Origin of the sequence: Rhodococcus sp. Eu-32 (assembly GCF_003336925.1) — a bacterium.
Classification (GTDB): Bacteria; Actinomycetota; Actinomycetes; order Mycobacteriales; family Mycobacteriaceae; genus Rhodococcoides; species Rhodococcoides kyotonensis_B.
Map to the genome: position 1 here is coordinate 112166 of NZ_QGNK01000007.1, position 23972 is coordinate 136137.

The window sequence follows — 23972 nt, forward strand, 5'->3', positions numbered from 1 at the left end:
CGCTGTACATTCGCACTCACGAGTCGCGATACGCGACCAACCGCTCCGCACAATCGGTGAACTGCTGCTGCATCAACCGGCATGCCTCGTCGACGTCGGACGCCTTCAGCGCCGCGATCAGTTGCTCGTGACTGCGGACCGCTTCGCGTCCCCAGTCCAGGTCGACGGCGTACAGCCTGGTCGGGGTGTAGCGCGTCGCGTTGTTCAGGAACCACGCGAGCTTGCTGGCCTCCGCGAGCCGATTGAGCACGCGGTGGAATTCGAACTCGGCGATCTCGACCTCGTTCGGCTGACTTTTCTCGACCGCGTCGGACAGCTCGGCGTTGAACTTCTCCAGCTCGGCGATCACGTCGGGAGTGATCCGGGGAGCCGCGCGTCGGACCAACTCGACGGCGATCTGGCCCTGCAACCAGAAGATGTCGACGATGTCGTCGGGCGTCAACGGCGACACGACGTAGCCACGATGCGGTACCAGTTCGACCATGCCTTCGCCGCGCAGCGTCAGCAGTGCCTCGCGCACCGGCGTGACGCTCACGCCCAGCTCCGCGGCTGTCTCGTCGAGCCGGATGAAGTCACCGGGCCGGATCTCGCCGGACATGACGACATGCCGAACATGGTTGGCGACGTCCTCGGACAGCTGCGGTCGTCGACGCAGCGCGGACACGCCTGAAGTCGCAGTTCGACGTCTCTCGGCCATCGCGCTAGCCAATCACATGGCAGGCTTGGAACGAACGATGGTCCGCGCGATCGGCTCGACGACTCGCGCAGCAACCGGACCCAGAACCGCCATGAGCAGCACATATGCGGTGGCCAGCGCGGCCAGTTCGCCTTCGACCGCTCCCGCGGACACCGCGAGGCCTGCGATGACGATCGAGAACTCACCGCGGGCGACCAGCGCCGCGCCCGCGCGAAGACGTCCAGGCCTCCCGATGCCCTAACGCCCGGCCGCCCACGCGCCGGTGATCATCTTCGTCGCAGTCGTCACGGCGGCCAGCAGGATGGCCCAGCCCAGGACCGGGGGAACGGTTGCCGGGTCGGTGCTCAGCCCGAAGACGACGAAGAACATCGCGGCGAACAGGTCTCGCAGCGGCTCGAGGACGCGGGTCGCGTTGTCGGCCGTCGACCCTGAAATTGCGATTCCCAGCAGGAACGCGCCGACGGCGGCCGACACCTGCAGTTCCGACGCGATGCCCGCGACGAGCAACGCGGATCCGAGGACTTTGAGAAGTACGACCTCACGGTCGGGGCTGTCGACGATCGCCGAGACGATGCTGCCGTACCGCAGCGCGACGACCAGGACGATCGTGATGACGAGCAGCGATACGCCGAGCGCTTCGAGACCGCCGAGGAAGCTGACACCGCTGAGGACGGCAGTCAGAATCGGCAGGTAGACAGCCATCGCGAGGTCCTCGAACACGAGAATCGACAGCACGACGGGTGTCTCGCGGTTGCCGAGCCTGCCCAGGTCGGTCAGTACTTTCGCGACGATTCCCGACGACGAGATGTACGTGACGCCACCGAGCACGAGCGCGCCGACGCCTCCCCACCCGAGCAGCAGGGCCGCGACAGCTCCCGGCACGAAATTGAGAACCAGGTCGACGAGACCGGCCAACCAGGATCTGCGCAGCCCGGTGACGAGTTCGGTGGCGGTGTATTCGAGCCCGAGCAGCAGGAGCAGCAGGATGACGCCGATCTCGCTGGCGATTTCGCTGAACTCGTCGATGCCCGCGAGGTTGACGAATCCGCCGTTGCCGAAGCACAGCCCACCGAGCAGGTAGAACGGGATCGGAGACACGCCGATCTTGCCTGCGAGTCGCGCGAGGAGGCCGAGCGCGAAGAACACCGCGCCGAGTTCGGTGAGGGCGAGCGCGCTCTCGGCCATCGGCTCAGCCCGTCGTCTCTCAGGCTTTGCCGAGAAGCCTGGATGCAGCGTCGAGTCCGTCGGCGGTACCGACGGCGACGAGCAGATCTCCGGAGGTGAGCGTGAAATCAGGAGTGGGCGACGGCTGCACTTGACCTGCGCGCATGACCGCGACGACCGACACACCTGTCTTGGTGCGCATCATCGTGTCGCCGAGGGTTCGGCCGTCGAATCGCGAGCCTTCCCGAATGGGTAGCTGCCGCGTGTTGATGCCGGGAAGGTCTCGATGGTCTTCCCCGAGCTGGGCAATGAGTTGCGGCGTGCCGAGCAGATTGCCCAGCGCCGCCGCTTCCTCATTGCTCAAGGTGATGGACGCCTGTGTTGCGTCGGGGTCATCCTTGCGCGAGACGATGAGTTCGTTCGCGCCGTCCTTACGGGTGATGACCCCGATGCGGCGCCCGGATGCGAGGGCGAAATCTTTCCGCACCCCGATCCCGGGCAGCAGAGTCACTTCGACGTTCATGGGCAAATGCTAACCCCGCCGAATGTGACCTGCGCCTCCTCGTGTGTCGATCAGGATGCGACGGCAGCCAGCAGCGCTTCACGCTGGTTGGCGCCGAGGCCGCCGATGCGGCGGGTGTCTGCGATCGCCAGCTGCTCGAGCAGCTGTGCGGCGCGCACCGAACCGACACCCGGCAGGGCCTTGATCAGGGCCGACACCTTGGTCTTCTTGACGATTTCGTCGTTCTCGGCCTTCGCGAGAACGTCAGCAACGCTGAGCTCGCCGGACTTGACGGCGGCCAGCAGCTTCGACCGGGCAGTGCGTGCCTCGGCCGCCTTGGCCAGAGCCGCAGTGCGCTGTTCCGGTGTCAATACTGGTAAAGCCATGGCCTTATCTCCTCGATAGTGGTGACCCGTCGCTCGCTGACATGGTCTACGACCTTCTTGCATCGTGCCTGGTGGCTCCGACAATGTATCGGAACAACACGCGTGTCATTCCCCGTGAGCCACCGTTCCTTCCCCGTCAGGCTACGTGCTCTGCGTTTCGGGGTGTGCCCCGACCAGCAGTTGGACCGGGAGTGCAGCCCGCGGAACGACCCGAGTGCACGGCCCGATGGGCCTGCCATCATGTCATCGCGGTTCCGCGGAGGCCAACAGCCATCGGTCTCCGTCACGCTCGAGCCTCACCAGCATGCGTGACGAATCGGTGCGGCCGTCGGGCGCGGTGAGATTGCGCACCGACTGATCGAGAAAGAGGGCGACGATGGCGTGCTCGGAACTCAGTTCGACGACTCCGGCGCTGGTCACATGCCCTGTGGCCTGTCCCTGGCCTTGGCTGAGCAACCCCGTCAGTTTGTCGGACACGTTCCGGTACGAGCTTGCGAAATCGGCGGTCGACGACGACGTCACCGCGTCCAGATTCGCCGTCGGATTCGTGTAGTCGTACGTGGCGAGTTGCTCGGTGTACTGCGTCGCCGACGCCACGGCCGTCGACCGCAGCTCGTCCATCGTGCGGTTCTGCACGACGAGGTAGCCCAGCACGGCGACGGCCGCAACGAGCGTCGTGGCGATCGTCGCGGCGGCGATCCTTCGCAGCGTCATTCGGACACTCCTTCCAGAAGTCTTTTCCAATAGTCGAGCGCCTCGACGCCCGTCGGGATCAGCAGTGGGTCGTCGGCCATCGGTGGGCCGGTGACGTTGCCGGGCTGCGTGGCGTCGCCTGCGCCGAGGTCGTTCGGTCGGGGTGCGTTCGCAGAGCCGCGCCCTGCCAGGTCGGGGCCGGGTGGGCAGTAGAGGTTCAGGTTCGGCTCGCGTGGTGACTCGTCGCCGACGCTGCGGCGTGGGGTGTCGTACCAGCAGACAGGCCCCTGGGTGGCGACGAGCGTGAAGTCCCCGCGGTCGCCGTGCACGATGGACGTCAACTTGCCGAGCGTCGTCGGCATCGCGTCGAGCAGCGCCGTCGTCGCGGGTGTGCGATCGGCGAGCACGCCTGTCACGGAGACGAGGTTCGTGAGCAGGGCGCCGAAGGTCCCCCGCGTGTCGTCGAGCAGCACCTGCGTCCTGGCCAGCGCGTCCGGCGACCGGTCCAGGAGGTAGATCAAGGACGGCTCCTGGGCGCGTAGTTGTCCGGTGATGTCCCGCACGGCCGCGGCGGATCCGGGCAGACCGTCCGCCCGGGAGGCGACGGCGTCGAGCATCGGAAGTCCGGCGTCGACGATATTCGCCAGAGCAGGCGCCTGTTCCTCGAGCATGCGGGACAGGGTGTCGACGTCGTCGAGCAGTCGACGCAGTGCAGGACCGGTCCCGTCGAGCGCGGTGCCGAACGTCTCGCCGAGTGTCGTGATCGAGTCGGGATCGATGGATTCGACGAGACTCGACATCTCCACGAGCAGGTCGCCGAGCTCCCTCGGCTGGTCTTCGGGTCGCACCACGAGAGCGCCGCCGTCGGCCAGGTACGGTCCCGCGTCCGTCGTCGGGACGATGTCGAGGGTCCGGATGCCGAGTGCACTGGCGTCGGTCACCTTCGCGGTCGATCCGGCGGGAACCCGCGTGTCCGGGTCGAGTCCGATCGCGAGCTCGACGCCGGTGCCGGTGACGGTGATGTCGGTAATTTCGCCTACCGCGACACCCCGGTACGTCACGCCCGCTCCGACACCGAGGTTCATGGCGTCGGGCATCGTCGCGGTCACCGCGATCGAACTCCGGAGGAGGTGTGACCCCACCACGTAGTGGGTGCCGACCAGTACCGCGACGACCGAGGTGACGGCGAAGAGCGCCAACTGAATGCGCACCGTACGCCTCATCGAGGACCCTCCGGGACGAGTAGTTGTTCGAGCGTCGCCGGCACATCGGCGACGCGTCCGCCCGTCATCAGTTCGCCGACCGTCTCCGGAAGGTCGAGAGCACCGTCGAAAACGAGGTAGTCGCCGTGTACCGCGCCGTCGAACCCCTCGATGAACTGGTTCATGTTGTCGAGCGTCGGCGTGACCGAGTCGTTGAATCCTTGGATCGATGCGAGAAGAACCGCAAGATCGTCGACGCCCGAGGCCAATCGATTGGTGTTGTCGCCGAGCAGTTCTCGTGCATTCTCCGCAAGCGACGACGTCGTGGCGATCAGTGACGATATCCGGTCTCGTTGACGGACGAGCAGGTCCATCGTCGGGGCGGCGACGGCCATACCTGCATCGAGGGTGGCGCGATTGTCGGCGAGCGCGGCGGACACCGCACCGGCAGCGATCAGCACTCGATCGAATTCGGCTTGCTGCGCATCGGCCTTCGCGAGGAGTGCGTCGGCGCTGTGCATCAGTTCGCGGATCTCGGGGCCACGTCCGCCGAACGCGTCGTTCATCTCGGTCACGATGCCCTGCAGTTGGTCGATGCCGCTGCCGTTCAGTACCAATCCCAGTGTGGCCAGAGAATTCTCGAGCTCCGGGCCGATTCCGGTGTTCTCGATGACGTCGCCGTCGACCAGGATCGTGGACGACGGATCGGCAGGCACCTCCAAGCGGACGTACGGCTCACCCAATGCGGACGGAAGCTCCAGCGACGCGGTGACGTCGGCAGGCAGCGGAGTCGACGCCTCGAGGCTGAGTCCGACCTGGGCGCCGCGTCCGTCCGTCGTCAGGTCGTGGACGCGTCCGACGAGATGCTGTCCGACGCGCACCTCGGTCCCGAGTCGGATGCGGTCGGCGCGAGGGAATTCGGCCGTCACGAGGTAGTCGTCGCCGTCGGCGGAGCGGCCGATCGGAAGCTCACCGAGCCCGAGGCTGCAGCCCGACAGCAGAAGGGCAGTGCAGCAGAGCAGTACGAGGCGCGTCATCGTCCTCCCGTCATCAACTGGGCGAGGCCGAGCGGATCGGACGTGCTGATGGGCACCGGAACCGGGTTGGTCAGTCCGGCGCCGGTGCAGATCGGCAACGCGAGATCTCTGCAGAGCGGCGCCGCCGCGGCGAACTGGTCCAAATCGGTGGAGATGTTCAGGCGGATGCGGGCGCGTTCGTCGTCGCCGATGGTGTTGCCGATGTTCTGCATCGTCAGTGGCAGCAGGTCGAGGAATTCGGCGAATTGCGCTTCGTGCGCGGCGAACCGGCCGGTGAGGTCGCGAGTGTTCGCGAGGACCGCTCGAAGGTCTTGTCCGCGGTCGGCGAGGAGGACGTCGAGTCGGTCGAACATGCTGCGCAACTGGGCAATCGGGGTGCCGATGTCGATGTCCTCGGACGCGAGCTGGCGTCCGAGCAGGTCGAGCGAGTCGGTAACAGAGGTCAGGGCACCCTCGCGTGATGCAAGCGCGGCGACGAGGGTGTTCAGATTCTCGATGAGCGCACCGATCTGATCGCTGTTTCCTCCGACGACCGCGGTCGCCTGAGAGATGTCGCGTATCGCGTCGTTGATCGCGGGACCGAGGCCTGCTGTTCCGTCGGCGACGATGTCGAGGGCGGACCCGACGTCGCCGCCGTCGGGGCCGAGCGCGCCTGCGAGTGTCGTGACGCTCGCCATCAGCTGATCCCAGTTGATGGGCGAGTGGCTCCGTTCGACAGGAATGATGTTGTCGCCCAGCGTCGGTCCGCCTCGGTATGCCGGTCCCAGTTCGACGAAGCGGTCGCTCACGACGGACGGGTTCATGACGTAGGCCTGCGCGTCGGCCGGGATGTCGACGCCCGACACCGACATGGTGACCCGCACACTCGTCCCCTGCGGCTCGACGGCGTCGACCGTCCCGACGGGAACGCCGAGCACCTGTACCGGGCTTCCGGGATAGATTCCGTCGATGTAGGCGAAATCGGCTGTGACGGTGGTGGAATCGTCCGTCGATATCACGAACCAGCCGCTGCAGGCCACGACGGCCAGGAGCACGAACAGAGCCACGTACCTCATCCGGTGCACCCCGTCATCACACCCAGCGCGCATAGCAGATTGTCCGGAACCGGGCCGGCGGGGGCGGACACGTCGACCCAGTTGCCGTTGCCGGTGGCGTCGGTGACCGCGCGGAGACCCGCGGGCAGTGTGGACATCAGGGCGTCGATGTTCTGTCCGTTGCGCTCGAGTGTGTCGGTCACGGAGCGCATGCCGATCAGCACATCGTCGAGTTCGGCGGTGTTGTCGTTCAGGAACGCCTCGGCCGACGCGGTGAGTGTACGCAGGTCGGTCACCAACTGGCTCACGGCTGCTCGACGGTCCGCCAGAATGCCGAGAACGGTCTGTGCGTTTCCGAGAAGCACTGCGAGCGAGTCGCTTTCCGCGGCCACGGCCGTCGACAGGGACTGCGACGCATCGAGAAGCCCTGCGATCTGTTCGTCGTTCCTGGCCAACATGGCGGACGCGGTGCTGACCCCGGTCAACGCGTCGGCGACGATCGTCGTGTCGGTCGGGGTGACGTCCCGCAGCGTCGCCACCATCTGCTCCAGCGCCGGGACGTCCAGTTCGTCGGCGGCGTTCGTGGTGGCGGTCCCGATCTCGTCGAGCGAATACGGCACGATGGTTCGCGCCAACGGGATGGTGTCGATGGAACCTGTTCCGTCGGGGATGATCTCGAGATACTGCTTACCGAGAATGGTGCGCAGCTTGATCGCCGCCTGAGTGCGATCACCCAATGGTCGGCCGCGGTCGAGCCTGAAGTGCACCTCCACGTGGTCACCTGCGATGTCGACGCTGTCGACACGTCCGGCGGGAACGCCCGCCACGTAGACAGGGTCCGATTCGGTGAGACCGCCCGCGTTCTCGAACTGAGCGCTGTAACCGGTGGTGCGAAAGACGTACCAGCCGTGCGGAATCGCGATAGCGGCGATCAACAACAGCGCTACGAGTGCGATGCCGGTGACCCCTAGTCTCACCGTCGTCATCGGCATATCTCCGTGTGTGTTCCACCGAAGATGTTCGCCTCGGCGTCCCCGGCCTTCAGAATGAAATTGCAGGTGTACAGGTTGAGCCAGCCGCCGTAGTCGCCGAGATGATTGATCGCCGACGCCAGTTCCGGCAACAGGGTCATCGTGCGGTCGAAGTTCGCGGTGTTCGGAATCCACGAATCGGTCGTGGCGTTCGCGTCCGACAGAGCAGCGTCGAGAGGGTCGACAGCGTGAGTCGTCAAGACCGACAGCGACCGCACCGTGTCCGATCCGTCGTCGAGAAGCGTCTCGAGCTGGTCTCCCTGCTGTGCGACGGTGCTGCTCATGTCGGTCAGGCCTCCGATCACGCGAGTGATGTCGTCGCGATGCGAATCCATCGTCGTGACAACGGAACTCAGATCGGTGATCAGGTCGGTCAGCACCTGCTCGTTGTTCGCCAACCCCCGGGTGACCGACGCGACATGCCGCAGCAGGGAGTCGATCGTTCCCGCTTCACCTTCGAACGCGTCGATGATCGAACGCGCCAGCGCGTTGACCTGGTCGGGATCGACCGCGGCGAACAACGGCTCGAATCCGTTCACCAGAGCCGTGAGGTCCACCGGGGGCGTCGTACGTTCGAGAGGGATGGTTCCGCCGTCCGGCAAGGCGCCGGACGGTTCGGTAGGTGGGTCGAGTGCGAGATATCGGGCGCCCAGCATGTCGCCGTATCGAATGGCCGCGGTGATGTTATGCGGTACCGCCACTGCCTTCTGCACCGAGAAACGCACGACTGCGGTGCTGCGGTCCGCGGCGGTCGTGAAATCGACGTCGTCGACCCGTCCGACGCGTACTCCTGCCAGGGTGACGTCGTTGCCGTCCCGTAAGCCTTCGACTCCGCTGAATTCGGCTGTGTACGAGACGGTGTCGCCGGGCACGGGAACACTGAGCGTGTCGACGACGACGATCGCCGACACCACACCCGCCACGGCGAACGCGGCGAGCTGCACCAGCGGTGTGCGGACGGAGGTCATCGAATCGTCACCTCGGTGCCCTGCAGGACCGGTGCGAGCAGCATCGTGCTGGCAGGGTTCAACGGGAGGGAAGCACCGACGGCTGCGTCCTGCACCGTGGAGAGTGCGCACGCGCGGCTGTCGAGTCCGGGATAACGAGGGCAGTCGGCCGCCGTGTACGGCAGGGGATCGGAGAAGTCGGGCACCGCGGTGATGTCGAATCGACCGCTCGCGAAGATTCGGGCTCCTGCTGCGCCGAACGGCTCGAGCATGTCGAGTGTCGCCGCGAGCCCATCGGCGTTGTCCGACAACGTCTTCAGAACCGTTGCACCGCGCTGGACCACGGTGATCGTGGTGGATGTGTTGTCCCGTGCCACGGCATCGGCCGACGCGGCCAGGCCGGCGGCATTGGTCAGCAGAGCGTCGAATCCGTCGGCACGGTCCAGCGTCGTCTGCGACAACGCGGTGGCTGCGTCGATCGTCGCCAGTACGTCGGGTGTGGCATCGGCGAGGGCTTCGGCCACGTGCCGAACCGACGTGGTGTGATCGAGCGCTGCGGCGATCTGCGGATGAAGCTGCGCCTCGATGGACGCGACGCGGTCGATCGTCTCGCCCAGACTCCTGCCCCTTCCGTCGAGAGCCGTACCGATGGCGGTGAGCGCAGTCTGCGCCCTGGCCGGCTCCACTCGGTTCAGCAAGCTGGTGACGGTGCGATAGACGTCGGCGAGTTGTACTGCTTCGGCGGATGTGTCGACGCTCAGGGTCGTGCCACCGGTGAGAGGCCGTGACGCCGTGCCGGTGTCGACGAGATCGACGTAGACGTCACCGAACAGGGTTCGCGGCGCGATACGGACGAGCGCCGATGCCGGGACGGTGTCGATCTCGTCGGGGTCGATGCGCATCGTGACGCGAGAACGGTCGGTACCGCTGTCGATGGCGACGACTCTGCCGACCTGTACACCGCGGTACACGACGCCGATCTCTCCGATCAACAGACCGGCAGATGCCGGAACTTCGGCGTAGACCTCCGGTGCGCGCTCGAACGCGCCGTCGGCGTATGCGACGGACGCGACCGCCGCGGTCGTCAGGGCCGCCGCGGCCGCGACGCCCCGCATCGCAAGCCCGGTCCGGCTCGGCCCGAGACGTTTCGGCAGCGCTGCGGTCACGAGACACCGAGCCCGGGCACGGTGGGCGCGATCCCCCACAGCACGAACGTCAGGAACACGTCGGTGATGCCGATGGCGAGAATGGAGGTGCGCAACGCGCGCCCGGCTGCGCGCCCGACGCCCTCCGGGCCGCCGGACGCGTGGAAACCGTAGGCGCAGTGGACGAGTGCGACAACGATCGCGAAGACCACGGCCTTGACGACCGATCCGACCATGTCGACGGGTGTCATCGCGAGATGGAAGTAGTAGTCGTACGTCCCGGCCGAACTGCTGCCGAACGTCACGACGACCAGGCGCGTGGCGATGAACGTCGCGATGAGCCCGACCAGATAGATCGGAACGATGCACACGACGGCCGCGAGCAGGCGCGTCGTCGCGAGGAAGGGAATCGGTCGGACGGCCATCGAATCGAGGGCGTCGATCTCGTCCGAGATCCTCATGGCACCCAGCTGAGCGGTGAAGCCTGTTCCGACCTTCGCCGCCAGCGCGATACTGGCGATGACCGGCGCCAGCTCTCGGGTGTTCGCGATGGCGGACAGCAAGCCGGACAACGATGTCAGGCCGATCAGGTCGAGACCGCGGTACGTCTCGACGCCGACCATCATCGCCGCGACGGCGGACATGGCGAACACGATGCCGATCGTTCCGCCGCCCGCGAGAAGCGACGCGTACCCGAAACTCACTTCGCCGATGTGCTGAGCGACATGCCTGTAGTAGCGGCGGAGCGTGAACGGTATCGCGGCGACGGTCTCGATGTAGAACGTGACGTGCTGACCGAGAACGACGAGTGCGCCGGTGGCGCGATGTCCCTGCCGGCGGAGCCGGACCACACCGTCGTACGGCATCAGTACGTCCCCACTGCCGGAACCGCGACCGAATAGAGCTGAGACAACACGGTATTGACGACGAAGACGAGGACGAACGCGAGCACGACGGCCTCGTTGACGGCATCGGCGACACCGCTCGGTCCACCCTTGGCGTGCAGACCCTTGAACGACGCGACGAGGGTCGACGTCACCGCGAAGCAGACCGACTTGATCATCGCCATCGTGAAATCCGATACGCGACCGTACTCACTGAACGTCGCGAGGAACGCGCCTGCCGATTGATCGGCGACGAACACCTGATAGAAGAAGCAGGCACCGACGCCGACGGCCGTGACCATGGCGCAGATCGCGAGCGACACGACAGCCGACGCGATCAACCGCGGTACGACCAGCCGTTCGACGACGTCGAGACCCATCACCTCCATCGCCGCGATCTCCTCGCGGATGGTCCGGGATCCGAGGTCGGCGCAGATGGCCGACCCGGCGACCCCCGCCAGCATCAACGCGCAGACCAGCGCTGCTGCTTGACCGACCACGACGAATGCGACGACGGCGCCGGAATACGCTCCGGCGCCGAGCCTTCCGGCCAACGAGCCGACCGATACCGCGATCAGTACGCCGATGGGCAGCATCAGCAGCAACGCGGGCACGGTGCAGACCCGCGCGACGAACAGAGCCTGCGTGATCGTTTCCTCGAGCGACAGCCGTCCTCGAACGACGGTCGTGATCGTGCGCTGGATCGCCGTGACCGAGAACGCGACGAGGCCGCCGATCTGGTTCGCCAGGTCGCGTCCCGGGCCCCGCGCGACGGGGAGTTCGAAACTCACCGTCTATGCGGGCGTCGGCGAATACGCGTTGCGCAGCGCAACTTTCACGACCTTGCCGCTCGCGTTGCGTGGCAACGCATCGACTGTCACGAGCTCCTTCGGATGCTTGTAGCGCGCGAGGTGGTCGCCGAGCCACGACGACAGCTCGTCCAGGCCCAGGTCGGGGCCTTCGTCGTTCAGTGCGACGATCGCGACCGGCACCTCACCCCACTTGTCGTCGGGACGTCCGATGACGGCCGCCTCCAGGATGCGTGGATGGCCGAACAGAACGTTCTCGACCTCGGCGCAATAGATGTTCTCACCGCCCGAGATGATCATGTCCTTCTTGCGGTCGACGACGAACACGAATCCTTCGTCGTCCTGACGCACGAGATCACCCGAGTGGAACCAGCCGCCGTGGAACGCGTCGGCGGTGGCGTCGGGGTTCTGCCAGTACTCTTTCATCAACGTTGGCCCGCGATAGACGATTTCGCCGACGGACCCTGGCTCGACGTCGTTCATGTCGTCGTCGACCACACGGGCAGCGATGGTCGGGATCACGCGGCCCACCGAGCCCAGCTTGCGTAAGGCGTCCTCGCCGTCGAGTACGCAGGTGATGGGTGACATCTCGGTCTGCCCGAACACCGCGACGTTGAGTGCGTCGGGGAAGGTCGCTGCCATGGCCTTCAGGATCGTGTCCGACGCAGGCGCGGCTCCCCACGAAATGACCCGCAGTTTCAGCGATCTGGGGTTGCGCGACTGCTCGGCGCACATGGCCTGCCACTGCACGGGCACGAGGAACAGCGTCGTGACGCCCTCGGCGGCGAGCACGTCGAGAAGTGCCGACGGGTCGAACGCGCCCACGGGATAGATCACGGTCGGAACACCGAGTTGCAGGCTCGGTGCCAGGCTGCCGAGCGCGGCGATGTGGAACATCGGTGACGCGCAGAATCCGACCTCGTCGACGCCGTGCATTCGGAGCGCGCGAATACATGTGAGCGCCTGTGCCTGCATGTTCGAGTGGGTCAACACGGCGCCTTTGGGGCGACCTGTCGTACCCGAGGTGTACATGATCAGGGCAGGTGCGTCGTCGGGCACGTCGACGGGTTCGGCGGGCGTGGCGTCGGACAGCAGTGTCTCGTACTCCGTGCCCGTGGTGATCTTCGTGTTCAGCGAATCCACCTGTGCGAGAACGGCATCGGCCAGCGGCGACAACGTGTCGTCGGTGACGAGAACCTTCGCGCCGCTGTTCTGCGCGAGGAACGCGACCTCGGGCGGTGTCATGCGGAAATTGACCGGCACCGCGAGAGCGCCCAGAGCATTGACGGCGAGAACCGTCTCCAGATACTCGGGGCGGTTGAGCATGAGGATCAAGACGCGATCGCCGTACTCGATGTCGTTGTCGGCCAACACCCGAGCGAACCGAGCGACGCGGTCACCCAGGGTGGACCAGGTGATCGATGCTCCTCGGAACCGGAGTGCGACGGCGTCGGGCTGCATGAGCGCGTGGCGTCGGACCTGATTGTTCCAGTTGTTGCGAATGGATCGATGGGGTTCGTCCGAATGGGCGGCCATCGCGCTTCCTCTCCGTCGAGGGTGGATGTGGTGACGAGCGTACCTCTGGCCGGGATGGGCCGAGGGCAAATCGACAACGGTATTTCTGCACCGTGCGGTGCCTCTAAGTTTGCGGTGATTCGCGTTCGAAGTCGGGTCGGCGATGCTCGAGCACGGCAGCGATGCCTTCGCGGAATTCCGGGGCGGTCAACAGTTCGATCTGGCCGTCACGTTCGCGTTCCAGTGCGTCGTCGAGAAGAGCGAGCGTCGACGCCGTCAAGGCGCGCTTGGTGAGCTCGAGTGCACGCCGTGGCCCGCGGGCCAGGCGTCGGGCGATCTTCTGCACGTGGTTCTCGAGTTCGTCGGCGGGCAGGACCTTGTTGATCAGTCCCGCCGCGGCTGCGTCGGGCGCCGTCATCGGCTCCGCCAACAGCGCCATCGCCGCCGCGCGGACGCGACCGATCGCCGCCGGAACGAGGAGGCTGCCGGCGCCGTCGGGCATCAGCGCGACTGTGGTGAACGCCAGCAGAAACGATGCCTCCTCGGCCGCGAAGACGAGATCCGACGCGAGTGCCAGTGATGCTCCGATGCCCGCCGCAACGCCGTTCACCTGCGCAATCACCGGAACAGGGGCATCGATGACCGCGCGGACGAGCGCCGACGCCGTCGCCATCGTGTCCTCCGCAGCGCGCCGCATGTCGTCCGGAGACGTCGGTGTCGACGCGGCCATCTCGGCGATGTCCGCGCCCGTGCTGAATGCGTGTCCGGTGCCCGTGAGGACCACGACGCGGACGTCACCGTCGGGGGTGACGGCAGACAGGGCGTCGACGAGCGCGGTGGCGGTGGGTCCGTCGAGTGCGTTCATGCGGTCCTGTCGGTCGATGCGCAGGGTCAGGACTCCCGCGTCCGACACCGAGTGCAGACCAGTGGCCATCGAATGCTCCTGCCATGAGGTCGGCCGTGCGAATTGCCGCTAACTTAACGCGTTAATTCTGCTGGCTGTCAAGGGTTGACGAAATCGACTACTAGGATGAGGATCGACCGGGGTAGCACACGAGGACGGGAATGGAAGCGGATGACGGACACCGAGGCGCCGCGTCGTCGACGGCCGAGAAACCGCAAAGCGCAGATTCTCTCGGCTGCGGCGGAGGCGTTCAGCGAGCGTGGCTACCATCCCGTCGGGATCGACGACATCGCCGCGACGGTCGGAATCTCCGGGCCGGCACTGTATCGGCACTTTCCCACCAAATACGCCTTGTTCGTGCATACCGTCATGCGGCTCGCGGACCTTTTGCTGGCCGCGACGGACCCCACGGTCGTCGACGGACCCGACGCGGAAGCGCGCATGAACGCTGTGCTCACGGCGGTCATCCGCACCACCATCGACAACAGGCGCACCGGTGGGTTGTATCGCTGGGAAGGCCGCTACCTCGTCGGCGACGACAAAGTGGCGCTACGCGACGCCCTGTACACGCTGCACGGGCGCGTCGAAGATCCGTTGAAGACGCTGCGTACCGAGTTGCCCGACGCCGACGCGGCGTTGCTCGCCACCGCCGCGATCAGCGTCGTCGCGAGTATCACCGCGCATCGTACTGCGTTGTCCGCCAAACAGATCGAGACGATGATCCTCGCTGCGGCATGGTCGGTTCTGCAGGCTGATCTGCCTCCGGGCTCGGCGGACTCCGCGTCTCGTGACGTGGCGACGCCGGATTCGAAACGCGAACTGCTGCTGCACGAGTCGATTCTGCTGTTCTACGAGCACGGTTTCCACGACGTGAGTATCGAGGACATCGGAGCGGCCGTCGGCATCAACGCATCGAGCGTGTACCGATACTTTCCCAGCAAGGCCGAGCTGCTCGCCGCGGCGTTCCATCGCGCCAACGAGAAGTTGACCGACACGCTGCAGAAGTCCCTCGCGCGCTCGACCGATCCGGTCACGGCCATCGCCACGCTGTGCCGGTTGTACACGGAACTGACGTTCGGGCAGAGCGAACTCGTCGCGGTGTACTTCGCCGAGATCGGCAATCTGCCCGCGGAACAGCGCTCGGGACTACGAAACGTGCAGCGGCAGAACATCGAACGATGGGCGCAGCTACTGCGAGATGCGCGGCCGGAGCTGTCGGTCGTCGCGTCCCGATTCCTCGTGCATGCTGCGCTGGGCGTCGTGTTCGACGTCGGTCGCGCGGTGCGATTCGATCGCTCGGACGCCACGGTGGCTCGGGTGCACACGGTGATGGTGGCGGTACTGATGGGGAGGAGTGAACGATGAGGGTACGGGAACTACTGGAGCAGTCCGACGTATCGACGGACGAACTCGACGAGGTCTGGGCGACGCTCGACACGGTGCGTGCGGAGGACATCCTGGGGTCGTGGACCGGCGCGGCCTTCCGAACCGGCCACGCGCTGTGTGCCGCGCTGCCCGCAAGTAGATGGCACGGCAAGACTTTTCATTCGCTGACCGACGCGAAACCTCTCATCTGCCGCGCCGACGACGGGTCGCTGTACTCGAACGTCGAGCTCGGTGCGGGCGAGGCGTCGCTCTGGAACATCGAGTTCCGAGGCGAGGTCACCGCGACGATGGTGTACGACGGCAAGGCCGTGTTCGACCACTTCAAACGTGTCGACGACCGTACCCTGATGGGGATCATGAACGGCAAGCCCGACCTCGTGCTGTCTCGCGGCAAGCACTTCTACTTCGTGCTAGAGCGCAGCTGATGGTGACTGCCAGGGCGTTGGTCTCGCGAGACCCGCTGTCGCCGTTCTCGATCGAGAGCGTGCAGATCGACGACCCACGGAGTGACGAGATTCTCGTTCGAATGCGCGCGACCGGCATATGCCACACCGATCTCGTTGCACGCGCGGCGGGTTCGCGCACGCGTCCCGTTCTGCTCGGGCACGAAGGTGCGGGAGTGGTCGAGACCGTCGGTAGTCGGGTGACAGGGATACGACCCGGCGACCACGTCGTTCTCACGTATCGCCGGTGCGGCACGTGTGCGAACTGCGCACAGGGACGACCCGCGTACTGCCACCGCGGCGGCGTCCTCAACCAGTTCGGTACGCGGGCAGACGGTTCGCCTCGGGTGACGAGCGGCGGCGGACCCGTTGCCGACGGATTCTTCGGACAGTCGTCGTTCGCCGAGATGGCACTGACGACGCAGGACAACACGATCGTCGTCGACCGAGACGTCGACCTTGCCGTGGCGGCGCCCCTCGGCTGCAGCGTGCAGACGGGAGCGGGCGCGGTGATGAACGTGCTGCGCCCCGAACCCTCGGACTCCTTCGTCGTCCACGGCGCGGGCGGTGTAGGGATGGCAGCGGTGCTCGCTGCGGTTGCGACAGGGGTCGGGACGATCTGCGTCGTCGAGACATCCGGTGCGCGACGTGCACTGGCCCTCGACCTCGGTGCTACCCACGTGTTCGATCCGGCAGATGTCGACGTGGTCGAGGCGCTGCGTGACGTCACCGGCGGAGGTGTCACACACGCGTTGGACACCACGGGTGTGGCCGACGTCGTCGCCGACGCGATCGCCGCTCTGGGCATCGGGGGAACGCTCGTGACCGTCGGACTCGGAAAAGGGACGGTACGACTCGACCTGCTCGACACCGTGATTACAGGGAAGACCGTTCGCGGATGCCTCGAAGGGGACTCGATACCGGAACAGTTCGTTCCGGTTCTGACTGCACTGCTGCGAGACGGCCGACTACCCGTCGACCGACTGGTGTCGTCCTACCACTGGCGAGACATCGACGCAGCCGTCGACGACCACCGTGACGGGAAAACGGTCAAGCCCGTGTTGCTGTGGGAGTGAGAGCTGCGCGTGCGAGCCTAGTGGGAGTTCTCGGCGGACCTGCGGCGCGCAAGAAGGCGTGAGACGCCCAGCTGCGCGACGACGACGATCGTTCCGACGATCAGGCCCAGCAACGCCGAGGCCAGCGTGTTGACGATCCACGCGAGCACCGGTCCGATGCCGGCGATGTCGTGGACAGCGTCCTCGCCGTGATGAACGAGCTCGTACAGCGGGTGGAAGCCGAGTTCGTCGATCCCGACGAGCAGGATGTGCCCGCCGACCCACAGCATGGCCGCGGTGCCGACGACGCCGAGGAACGACATGACCTTCGGCATGGCCTTGACGAGACCGCGTCCGAACTTCTCGACGAATCCGGACGACTTCTCGGCCAGACGCAGGCCGATGTCGTCCATCTTCACGATGAGTCCGACGACACCGTAGACGACGACGGTGATGACCACCGCGACGACGGCCAGAATGATCAACCGGCTCCAGAAGCCTTCGGAGGCAATGGTGTCGAGTGCGATGACCATGATCTCGGCCGAGAGGATGAGGTCGGTGCGGACGGCACCGGACACGACGCTGTCCTCGTCGCGAGGTCCGTCGTCCTCGGCGTGGTGGTCACCGTGCCCGAACAGTGCACCCCAGATCTTGTGCACTGCTTCGTAGGCGAGGTAACAGCCACCGAGCATCAGGATCGGCGTCAGGAGCCACGGAAGGAACTGGCTCAGTATCAACGCGATCGGCAGGATGATCAGCAGCTTGTTCCGCAGCGAACCGATGGCGATCTTCTTGATGATCGGCAACTCGCGCTCGGCGGCGAGACCGCGGACGTACTGGGGCGTCACGGCCGCGTCGTCGATGACGACACCGGCAGCTTTCGCGGTTGCTCGTCCGGTCGCAGCGCCGACGTCGTCGATCGAGGCCGCAGCCAGACGCGCGAGCGCGGCTACGTCGTCCAGCAGTGCAACGAGTCCACCGGCCATCGTGGAGCCTCCTGTGAAGAGTGCGAAGCGATACCACCGAACGATACCCGCCCACATTGTGGGTAAAGACTTCGTCAAGAAAGGTTGTTAGCATGCCTTCCATGTCGGTGACCACGCGTGTACTCGTCGGATTGACCGCTTCTCTGATGCTCTGCGCGGGAGGTGCCACCGCCACCGCTGCGCCGATCGACGTGCCGTGGTCGCCCGACACTGCCGTCGACACCGAGGTCGAATTCGTGTCCGACGGCATCACCTACTACGGCAGTCTGCGACCCTCGGTCGGCGAAACACGAGGCGCCGCACTGCTTCTCCCGGGTAGCGGACCGATCGACCGCAACGGGAACGTGCAGGCCGCGAACATCTCGCCGAGCACCATCGCCTACATCGCCGACGCGTTGGCGCAACGAGGCATCACGACGCTGCGGTTCGACAAGATCGGGGCAGGCCGCACCGGAACCGACGGATTCGACCCAGCGAATCCGCCCGGCTTCACGGACCAAGTCGATGCGGCCGAGGCAGCGGCCGCAGTGTTGTCCCAGCGCACCGGAATCAGCGGCGACGACTTCGCGGTACTCGGACACAGCGAGGGCGGCTTGACGGCGTTGGCGTTGGCCGACCGCGGAGTGGCCGTCGGCAAGCTCGGTCTGCTCGCGCCGCTGTCCATTCGCTATTTCGATCTGTTGCATGCGCAGTTGAACCGCAACTTCGACCTTGCGGTCTCATCGGGTCAGGCCACGCCTGCCGACGCGGACGTGTGGCGAGGCCGTCTCGACGAGACCATCGCGGCGTTGCGGGCGGGTGAGCCGCTGCCGTACCCGGACGACGAGGTGCTCGCGCCGATCGGATTCAACGAGGAGAGCGCCACGTTCCTGACCGAGGCCGACGCGTTGGACCCGGCCGTGCTGGCCGGTCGGTTGCCGTCGGGCACCGATGTTCTTCTGACGTGCTCGGACAAGGATCTCAACGTGTCCTGCGGGCAGACGGACGTGCTGTTCGACGCGCTGCAGGGGACCGACGTCGACTACGCGCGTTTCACGAACGCCTCGCACATGCTTGCCGAACTCGGTCCGCTGCCGACGACGGGCTTCGACATGTACGCACCGCTGCCGCAGTCATCGGAGTTCCGCGGCGCTCTCGACGCGTGGGTGGACCGCGCGTTCGCTTGAATAGGGACACGTGATGGCGCCGAGATCCTTCGGGGTGTAGTTCCCCGGGTAGCCGGGGTAGGTCTTGTTCTTCGGATCGTCGGTGGTACGGGGCCTCTTGCGAGTCGGGAGGAAGCGTTCGGCGCGGGCCTTGGCGCGCAGGCTCGCGACGGCCGCACGCTTGACGACGGGTGAGCCGGCCGGGAACCCGAACGCGCTCGCCATCCGGTCGTCCATCAACGCGAAGACGCCCTGTTCGACAGCAGGGCGAAGAAGCGCCGGGAACCAGGAGCAGAACAGGTCGAGTGTGTAGGTGCCGACCTTGTGGTTGTCGTCGGTGTAACGGAAGGTGCGTTCCTCGTAGTCGAGCTTGCACCGTGCGAAATCGGTGTACGACTCGGGAATGTTCTTGATCCCCATGCGCATTCCGACGTTGCGGTAGAAGTGGAACGTCGCGAGCCGCTCCGTGGGATGCAGCCGACGCCACCCGTACGTGTCGATCCATTCGATCGGCTCGTAGATGAAGGTGGTGAGCACGTACAGCATGTCGTCGTTGTCGATGTGGTACTGCCCGTGCATGCGGTTGACCATGCGCAGTGCCTCGCGACCGCGCGCGGAATCGTACCCGTGCTCGACCATCTCTCCCATCAACAGCGAGGTGTCGTCGTACCGTTTCTGGGGCCGGTTCGCGAACTCGCCGGTCTTCTCGAGCAGCGCGGAGATGGTCGGCACGCAATACGTTCGGAACAGGGCGAATTCGAGCGCTCGTTGGTAGTCCCACGGAAATTCGTATCCCGCGGTGATGCGATGGATGGTGTGGCAGTCGTCGACAGGGTCGAGTTGTTCGATACGTCGAAGCCAGCCGTAGCGGCCCCGCGCCGGCGTGAGGTCCATGGGGTCATCCCCGTCCGTGGCGAAGTTTCAGCATGAGCGCCGAGATCTTCAGATCACGCGCCTTGCGCTGCATGGTCAGCAGGTTCAGCGGTGCAGCGAACTTCTGCACGGCAAGCGATTTCACGGTGCTGAACTCGCGAAGACCGTCGGCCCCGTGAATACGGCCGAAACCGGAATCCCCGGTTCCTCCGAAGGGAAGTGCAGGTATTCCGGCGAAGCCGAGGACCGAATTGACCGTCACGACACCACAATCGAGCCTCTCTGCTGCCCGACGGCCGGCGGCGGGGTCCTTCGTGAACACCGACGCCCCGAGACCGTAGGACGACGCGTTCGCGCGGTCGATGCCCTCGTCGAGGTCGCGGACCTTGTTGACGACGACAGTCGGTCCGAACGTCTCTTCGGTGATCGCCGTGGACGTTTCGGGAACGTCGGTGAGAACGACCGGATCGATGTACGGCCCGTGCAGCGAATCGAGGCCACCGACGACGGCGTGTCCGCCCTTCGACAGCGCGTCCTGGATCTGTGCGCGCACGATGTCGCTCTGCTTGCCGAGCGTCATCGGACCGTACGACGACGTCGACGCTCCACCCGGTCTCAGCGCGGTGACCGACGCGGCGAGCTTGTCGACGAACTTCTCGTAGACGGGCGCCGCGACGTAGATGCGCTCGACGCCCGCGCACGTCTGTCCTGCGTTGCCCATCGCGCCGAACGTCGCGAACTCCACTGCCGCATCGAGATTCGCGTCGGCGTCGACGATCATCGCGTCCTTGCCGCCGCACTCGGCGACGAGAGGGGTGAGTGATTCGGCGCAGGTGGCCATGACCTTCTTGGCGGTGGCGGTGGATCCGGTGAACGCGATCTTGTTCACCGCCGACCGGCAGAGCGCGGTACCGGTGGATCCGTCACCGGTGACGGTCTGGAACACGGGATGCGGCGCGGCCAACGAATTCCATTTCTGCGCAAGCCATTCGCCGACACCCGGCGTCAATTCGCTTGGCTTGAACACGACGGCGTTGCCTGCGGCGAGGGCGTACGCGATGGAGCCCATCGGGGTGTAGAGCGGATAGTTCCACGGCCCGATCACGCCGACGACCCCGAACGGTCGATAGCCGACGTACGCCTGCTGGTTCGCACTGATCAGTCCGGACGAGACCTTGCGCTGCTTCAACGTCGTCTCGGCGTTGCGGGCTGCCCAGTCGATGTGTTCGACGCCCATCATCACTTCGAGAAGCGAGTCCTCGTCGGGCTTGCCGGTTTCTGCGGCGATGACGTCGGCGAGGCTCTGTGCGTCCTTGGCGATGGCCTTCTTGTATTCGAGAAGCCAACGCTTGCGTCCCGTGAAGCCTTGGACGTCCCACCATCGCGCGGCGGAACGAGCCCGGTCGACGGCGTCGTCCACCTCGCTCACTCCGGCTATCGGGTAGCTGGCGAGGACGTTCGACGTTCGTGGGTCGAGGCTGTCGAACGTACGAGTCGGGGTGCGTTCGGCCTGGTCCGTCATGGGCGATTTCCTCCGCGGGCTGGGGGCGATCTGCTTGTCACATCACATATATTTGATGTGATTTACTGTTGTCGAGCTCACACTATGCGCCGTATCCGGCCTGAGACAACCCCCAATCGTCCTTCTTCAGGAGCCAAGATGAGCACGGATTTCACGCAGGAACAGCAGTCGTTCGCTCGCGCCGTCGCAGATTTCTGCGCCAAGGAGGAAGGGACGCGAGGTCAGCGCGATGCCCTCACCGACCACGGCAAGCACACCCACAACCAGCCGCTGTACGAGAAGATGGCGGCGCTCGGCTGGCTCGGTGCAACGATCCCGGAAGAGTACGGGGGCGCCGACGGCAGCACCGTCGACATGTGCATCCTGCTCGAGCAGGCAGCCAAGGCCATGGCCCCGATCGGGGGCATCGGACCGACCCTGATCACCGGCGCCGCGTACGAGAAGTTCGGCACCGCGTCGCAGAAGGAGACCGTGCTCGGTGGCATCGTGGCGGGTCGCAGCTACTCGATCTCGATGTCGGAACCGGAGGCTGGATCGGACGTCGGGAATCTGAGTTGTCGCGCGGAGAAGACGGGCGACGGTTGGGTGATCGACGGACAGAAGACATGGTGTTCGAACGCGCATTTCGCGGATCGGATTCTGCTCGTCGCGCGAACGGGGCGTGGAGGCGGGAAGCATGAAGGGTTGACGATGTTCGACGTGCCCGCCGACGCGGACGGCTTGTCCATCGTGGGGATCGAGACGATGGGCGGGAAGGAAGTCAACGATCTGTACTTCACCGACTGTGCGTTGCCCGCTGACGCGGTCGTCGGCGTCGAGGGCCAGGGGTGGTCGCAGCTGATGACAGGTCTGAACATCGAGCGTCTGATCCTGGCGGCGATGATGCTCGGTACCGCACAGCGGGCGTTCGACGACACCCTCGAGTTCATCACGCAGCGGAAGCAGTTCGGACGACCCGTCGGCACGTTCCAGGCTCTACGGCATCGGATTGCGGATCTCGCGACGGAGATCGAGTGCGGTCGGCTGCTGGTCTACCACGTCGCTCGACTCGTGGACGAGAACCCGCAGAAGCTGTTTCCGCGGGAGGCGTCGATGGCGAAGTTGAAACTGACCGAGACGGCGAAGAAGGTTGCGCTCGAGGGCATGCAGATGATGGGCGGGTACGGCTACGCAACGGAGTTCGACATGGAGAAGCACGTGCGAACGACGCTGGTGTCGTCGATCTACGGCGGTACCAACGAAATTCAGCGCGACATCATCGGAAAGACCTACGGGCTCTGATGTCCGCACCCGCTCTGCGACGTAGGCCCCAACTGTCGGAAGAGGTTGCCGGCCACCTCCGGGGGCAGATCATGTCCGGAGCCATCCGACCCGGTTCGTTCGTGCGGATCGACGAGACGGCAGTCGAACTGGGCGTCAGCGCGACACCCGTCCGCGAAGCGCTGGTGTGTCTGCGGGGCGAAGGACTGGTCGAGCAGGTTCCGCACCGCGGCTATCGCGTCGGCGAGCTGTCCCGGGACGACATCGAGGACATCTTCTGGCTGCAGGGCACGATCGCGAGCAAGCTGGCGCGTCGTGCGGCGCGGGTGATCACCGCCGAGCAGATAGTGCAGCTGACGGGGTTGAACGGGTGTCTGCGAGATGCCGTCGGGCGTGCCGACGCGGAGTCGGTCGAGCGCTGCGAATTCGAGTTCCATCGAACGGTCAACAAAGTCGCGGGCGGCGCGAAGCTCGCGTGGTTCCTGTTCGGTGCGATTCGCTACACCCCGGCCCGGCTGTACGCGTCGGACCGCTCCTGGGGTGAGGAAGCGGTGCGCAGCCACGAGGCGTTGATCGCGGCATTCACCCGGCGGGACCTCGAATCGGTCGGTGAGCTGATGCGTCGACAGTTCGTGGATGGCGCAGAGCGTCTGATCGCGCACCTCGAACGCGTGGGGGTGTGGGGTTAGCGCTCGGGTGCCGCCGCGAGCAGCAGGTCCGAGCACTGTGCGACGACGGCGTCCTCGTCGAGGTCCAGTTCACCGCCGAGCCATGCCGTGAGCACCTGGGCGAAACCGCCGACGACGTACTGCGTCGTCAGGTCCAGGCTTCGATCGCCTGTGGTGCCGTAGAACTCCGACGCCTGTGCTGCGAGAAGTCCGGCGAACATGCGAGTCGAATCGGCTCGCTTGGCGGCGAGAACGTCGTTGCTCAGTGTGGCCGAGAAGAGGAGGCGGCCGCGTCGGGGATCGTCGGCGACCATGCGGACCACGGTCGCCACGGCCGCATGGACTCGTTCTTCTTCGGTCATCGGTGACGCGGCGACGGCGGCGAGAGTGGCTGTCGTCAGTTCGCCGACGACTCGGTCGTAGACGGCGTCCATCAAGGCGTTCTTGTCCGCGAAGCTCTCGTAGAAGTACCGCGACGCCACTCCCGCGGTACGGCAGACGCCGCGGACGCTGAGTTCGGGCTCGGTCGTTCCGAGCAGGTCGAGGCCCGCCTCGATCAGCACGCGCCGACGCTCGGCGACGCGCGCCGACCCGTCGACTCCGCCGTAGGTTCGCGGTGTCGGGGACATGTGCACATCTTGACACCCCGTGTCGTGTGCGCCTAGCGTCATCTGAACACACCCG

The 23972-nt window shown here is 65.8% G+C and carries 24 protein-coding genes and 1 pseudogene; 6 read left to right on the top strand and 19 right to left on the bottom strand.

What is annotated here, in order from left to right:
- Window positions 1–16: 16 nt before the first annotated feature.
- The 15 genes and pseudogenes from DK926_RS10820 to DK926_RS10890 all read right to left on the bottom strand — a co-directional run bounded on the left by DK926_RS10820 (window position 17) and on the right by DK926_RS10890 (window position 13980).
- Window positions 17–697, bottom strand: a complete 681-nt coding sequence (locus DK926_RS10820) for a GntR family transcriptional regulator (protein ID WP_068423554.1) — start codon at window positions 695–697, stop codon at window positions 17–19.
- Window positions 698–709: 12 nt separating this feature from the next.
- A pseudogene (locus DK926_RS10825) lies at window positions 710–1882 on the bottom strand (cation:proton antiporter).
- 19 nt (window positions 1883–1901) lie between these two features.
- Window positions 1902–2384, bottom strand: a complete 483-nt coding sequence (locus DK926_RS10830; protein WP_114330405.1) for a cation:proton antiporter regulatory subunit — start codon at window positions 2382–2384, stop codon at window positions 1902–1904.
- Between the two features lie 50 nt (window positions 2385–2434).
- A complete protein-coding gene (gene mihF, locus DK926_RS10835) occupies window positions 2435–2749 on the bottom strand; it encodes an integration host factor, actinobacterial type (RefSeq protein WP_068423548.1) in 315 nt (104 codons plus the stop codon).
- Window positions 2750–2992: 243 nt separating this feature from the next.
- On the bottom strand, window positions 2993–3463 hold the full coding sequence (locus tag DK926_RS10840) for a hypothetical protein (protein ID WP_114330406.1): 471 nt from the start codon (window positions 3461–3463) through the stop codon (window positions 2993–2995).
- Window positions 3460–4665: an MCE family protein gene (locus DK926_RS10845; protein ID WP_114330407.1), complete on the bottom strand. Its 1206-nt coding sequence runs from the start codon at window positions 4663–4665 to the stop codon at window positions 3460–3462. The genes DK926_RS10840 and DK926_RS10845 overlap by 4 nt, the downstream gene beginning before the upstream one ends.
- Window positions 4662–5681, bottom strand: coding sequence for an MCE family protein (locus DK926_RS10850; protein WP_114330408.1), 1020 nt, complete (start codon window positions 5679–5681; stop codon window positions 4662–4664). Before DK926_RS10850 ends, DK926_RS10845 begins: the two co-directional genes overlap by 4 nt.
- Window positions 5678–6736, bottom strand: a complete 1059-nt coding sequence (locus DK926_RS10855) for an MCE family protein (RefSeq protein ID WP_114330506.1) — start codon at window positions 6734–6736, stop codon at window positions 5678–5680. Before DK926_RS10855 ends, DK926_RS10850 begins: the two co-directional genes overlap by 4 nt.
- The gene (locus tag DK926_RS10860; RefSeq protein WP_114330507.1) at window positions 6733–7701 is read right to left on the bottom strand and encodes an MCE family protein; all 969 of its coding nucleotides are present in this window, start codon (window positions 7699–7701) and stop codon (window positions 6733–6735) included. The genes DK926_RS10855 and DK926_RS10860 overlap by 4 nt, the downstream gene beginning before the upstream one ends.
- On the bottom strand, window positions 7698–8714 hold the full coding sequence (locus DK926_RS10865) for an MCE family protein (protein ID WP_114330409.1): 1017 nt from the start codon (window positions 8712–8714) through the stop codon (window positions 7698–7700). Before DK926_RS10865 ends, DK926_RS10860 begins: the two co-directional genes overlap by 4 nt.
- Complete coding sequence (locus DK926_RS10870) at window positions 8711–9859, bottom strand: MCE family protein (protein WP_243636749.1); 1149 nt, start codon at window positions 9857–9859, stop codon at window positions 8711–8713. Before DK926_RS10870 ends, DK926_RS10865 begins: the two co-directional genes overlap by 4 nt.
- Window positions 9856–10704, bottom strand: a complete 849-nt coding sequence (locus DK926_RS10875; protein WP_114330411.1) for an ABC transporter permease — start codon at window positions 10702–10704, stop codon at window positions 9856–9858. The genes DK926_RS10870 and DK926_RS10875 overlap by 4 nt, the downstream gene beginning before the upstream one ends.
- Entirely contained in the window at window positions 10704–11513 is an 810-nt protein-coding gene (locus tag DK926_RS10880; RefSeq protein WP_114330412.1) for an ABC transporter permease, read from the bottom strand. The genes DK926_RS10875 and DK926_RS10880 overlap by 1 nt, the downstream gene beginning before the upstream one ends.
- A gap of 3 nt (window positions 11514–11516) precedes the next feature.
- A complete protein-coding gene (gene fadD5, locus DK926_RS10885; RefSeq protein ID WP_114330413.1) occupies window positions 11517–13067 on the bottom strand; it encodes a fatty-acid--CoA ligase FadD5 in 1551 nt (516 codons plus the stop codon).
- Between the two features lie 103 nt (window positions 13068–13170).
- Window positions 13171–13980 (bottom strand): enoyl-CoA hydratase, encoded by an 810-nt coding sequence (locus tag DK926_RS10890; RefSeq protein ID WP_165839556.1) that lies wholly within the window; start codon window positions 13978–13980, stop codon window positions 13171–13173.
- 141 nt (window positions 13981–14121) lie between these two features.
- Here DK926_RS10890 and DK926_RS10895 point away from each other — a divergent pair, with 141 nt between their 5' ends.
- Genes DK926_RS10895 through DK926_RS10905 form a run of 3 tightly spaced genes read left to right on the top strand, consistent with a single transcriptional unit; the run spans window position 14122 to window position 16855 of the window.
- On the top strand, window positions 14122–15315 hold the full coding sequence (locus DK926_RS10895; RefSeq protein WP_114330414.1) for a TetR/AcrR family transcriptional regulator: 1194 nt from the start codon (window positions 14122–14124) through the stop codon (window positions 15313–15315).
- On the top strand, window positions 15312–15761 hold the full coding sequence (locus DK926_RS10900; RefSeq protein ID WP_114330415.1) for a DUF4334 domain-containing protein: 450 nt from the start codon (window positions 15312–15314) through the stop codon (window positions 15759–15761). The genes DK926_RS10895 and DK926_RS10900 overlap by 4 nt, the downstream gene beginning before the upstream one ends.
- A 2-nt stretch (window positions 15762–15763) precedes the next feature.
- A complete protein-coding gene (locus DK926_RS10905; protein WP_207890797.1) occupies window positions 15764–16855 on the top strand; it encodes an NAD(P)-dependent alcohol dehydrogenase in 1092 nt (363 codons plus the stop codon).
- Between the two features lie 17 nt (window positions 16856–16872).
- Here DK926_RS10905 and DK926_RS10910 read toward each other — a convergent pair whose 3' ends face one another.
- A complete protein-coding gene (locus DK926_RS10910; protein ID WP_114330509.1) occupies window positions 16873–17820 on the bottom strand; it encodes a DUF808 domain-containing protein in 948 nt (315 codons plus the stop codon).
- Between the two features lie 101 nt (window positions 17821–17921).
- Between DK926_RS10910 and DK926_RS10915 the strand changes: the two genes are divergently transcribed.
- Complete coding sequence (locus DK926_RS10915) at window positions 17922–18986, top strand: alpha/beta fold hydrolase (protein ID WP_114330417.1); 1065 nt, start codon at window positions 17922–17924, stop codon at window positions 18984–18986.
- Here the strand turns inward: DK926_RS10915 and DK926_RS10920 are convergent.
- Together DK926_RS10920 and DK926_RS10925 are read right to left on the bottom strand one after the other, a co-directional pair.
- Window positions 18933–19859, bottom strand: a complete 927-nt coding sequence (locus DK926_RS10920) for an oxygenase MpaB family protein (RefSeq protein WP_114330418.1) — start codon at window positions 19857–19859, stop codon at window positions 18933–18935. The two genes, DK926_RS10915 and DK926_RS10920, sit on opposite strands and share 54 nt — an antisense overlap.
- Window positions 19860–19863: 4 nt before the next feature.
- On the bottom strand, window positions 19864–21360 hold the full coding sequence (locus tag DK926_RS10925; RefSeq protein WP_114330419.1) for an aldehyde dehydrogenase family protein: 1497 nt from the start codon (window positions 21358–21360) through the stop codon (window positions 19864–19866).
- Window positions 21361–21498: 138 nt separating this feature from the next.
- Between DK926_RS10925 and DK926_RS10930 the strand changes: the two genes are divergently transcribed.
- Together DK926_RS10930 and DK926_RS10935 are read left to right on the top strand one after the other, a co-directional pair.
- On the top strand, window positions 21499–22641 hold the full coding sequence (locus DK926_RS10930; RefSeq protein ID WP_114330420.1) for an acyl-CoA dehydrogenase family protein: 1143 nt from the start codon (window positions 21499–21501) through the stop codon (window positions 22639–22641).
- Window positions 22641–23309, top strand: coding sequence for a GntR family transcriptional regulator (locus DK926_RS10935; RefSeq protein ID WP_114330421.1), 669 nt, complete (start codon window positions 22641–22643; stop codon window positions 23307–23309). The genes DK926_RS10930 and DK926_RS10935 overlap by 1 nt, the downstream gene beginning before the upstream one ends.
- Here the strand turns inward: DK926_RS10935 and DK926_RS10940 are convergent.
- Complete coding sequence (locus tag DK926_RS10940) at window positions 23306–23917, bottom strand: TetR/AcrR family transcriptional regulator (protein WP_114330422.1); 612 nt, start codon at window positions 23915–23917, stop codon at window positions 23306–23308. The genes DK926_RS10935 and DK926_RS10940 overlap by 4 nt on opposite strands.
- Window positions 23918–23972: the final 55 nt, after the last annotated feature.

What these genes read in the sequence shown, in the direction of transcription:
- DK926_RS10820 (WP_068423554.1), bottom strand. Translation starts at nt 697, where the DNA reads ATGGCCGAGAGACGTCGAACTGCGACTTCAGGCGTGTCCGCGCTGCGT.
- DK926_RS10830 (WP_114330405.1), bottom strand. Translation starts at nt 2,384, where the DNA reads ATGAACGTCGAAGTGACTCTGCTGCCCGGGATCGGGGTGCGGAAAGAT.
- mihF (WP_068423548.1), bottom strand. Translation starts at nt 2,749, where the DNA reads ATGGCTTTACCAGTATTGACACCGGAACAGCGCACTGCGGCTCTGGCC.
- DK926_RS10840 (WP_114330406.1), bottom strand. Translation starts at nt 3,463, where the DNA reads ATGACGCTGCGAAGGATCGCCGCCGCGACGATCGCCACGACGCTCGTT.
- DK926_RS10845 (WP_114330407.1), bottom strand. Translation starts at nt 4,665, where the DNA reads ATGAGGCGTACGGTGCGCATTCAGTTGGCGCTCTTCGCCGTCACCTCG.
- DK926_RS10850 (WP_114330408.1), bottom strand. Translation starts at nt 5,681, where the DNA reads ATGACGCGCCTCGTACTGCTCTGCTGCACTGCCCTTCTGCTGTCGGGC.
- DK926_RS10855 (WP_114330506.1), bottom strand. Translation starts at nt 6,736, where the DNA reads ATGAGGTACGTGGCTCTGTTCGTGCTCCTGGCCGTCGTGGCCTGCAGC.
- DK926_RS10860 (WP_114330507.1), bottom strand. Translation starts at nt 7,701, where the DNA reads ATGACGACGGTGAGACTAGGGGTCACCGGCATCGCACTCGTAGCGCTG.
- DK926_RS10865 (WP_114330409.1), bottom strand. Translation starts at nt 8,714, where the DNA reads ATGACCTCCGTCCGCACACCGCTGGTGCAGCTCGCCGCGTTCGCCGTG.
- DK926_RS10875 (WP_114330411.1), bottom strand. Translation starts at nt 10,704, where the DNA reads ATGCCGTACGACGGTGTGGTCCGGCTCCGCCGGCAGGGACATCGCGCC.
- fadD5 (WP_114330413.1), bottom strand. Translation starts at nt 13,067, where the DNA reads ATGGCCGCCCATTCGGACGAACCCCATCGATCCATTCGCAACAACTGG.
- DK926_RS10890 (WP_165839556.1), bottom strand. Translation starts at nt 13,980, where the DNA reads ATGGCCACTGGTCTGCACTCGGTGTCGGACGCGGGAGTCCTGACCCTG.
- DK926_RS10895 (WP_114330414.1), top strand. Translation starts at nt 14,122, where the DNA reads ATGACGGACACCGAGGCGCCGCGTCGTCGACGGCCGAGAAACCGCAAA.
- DK926_RS10900 (WP_114330415.1), top strand. Translation starts at nt 15,312, where the DNA reads ATGAGGGTACGGGAACTACTGGAGCAGTCCGACGTATCGACGGACGAA.
- DK926_RS10910 (WP_114330509.1), bottom strand. Translation starts at nt 17,820, where the DNA reads ATGGCCGGTGGACTCGTTGCACTGCTGGACGACGTAGCCGCGCTCGCG.
- DK926_RS10915 (WP_114330417.1), top strand. Translation starts at nt 17,922, where the DNA reads ATGTCGGTGACCACGCGTGTACTCGTCGGATTGACCGCTTCTCTGATG.
- DK926_RS10920 (WP_114330418.1), bottom strand. Translation starts at nt 19,859, where the DNA reads ATGGACCTCACGCCGGCGCGGGGCCGCTACGGCTGGCTTCGACGTATC.
- DK926_RS10925 (WP_114330419.1), bottom strand. Translation starts at nt 21,360, where the DNA reads ATGACGGACCAGGCCGAACGCACCCCGACTCGTACGTTCGACAGCCTC.
- DK926_RS10930 (WP_114330420.1), top strand. Translation starts at nt 21,499, where the DNA reads ATGAGCACGGATTTCACGCAGGAACAGCAGTCGTTCGCTCGCGCCGTC.
- DK926_RS10935 (WP_114330421.1), top strand. Translation starts at nt 22,641, where the DNA reads ATGTCCGCACCCGCTCTGCGACGTAGGCCCCAACTGTCGGAAGAGGTT.
- DK926_RS10940 (WP_114330422.1), bottom strand. Translation starts at nt 23,917, where the DNA reads ATGTCCCCGACACCGCGAACCTACGGCGGAGTCGACGGGTCGGCGCGC.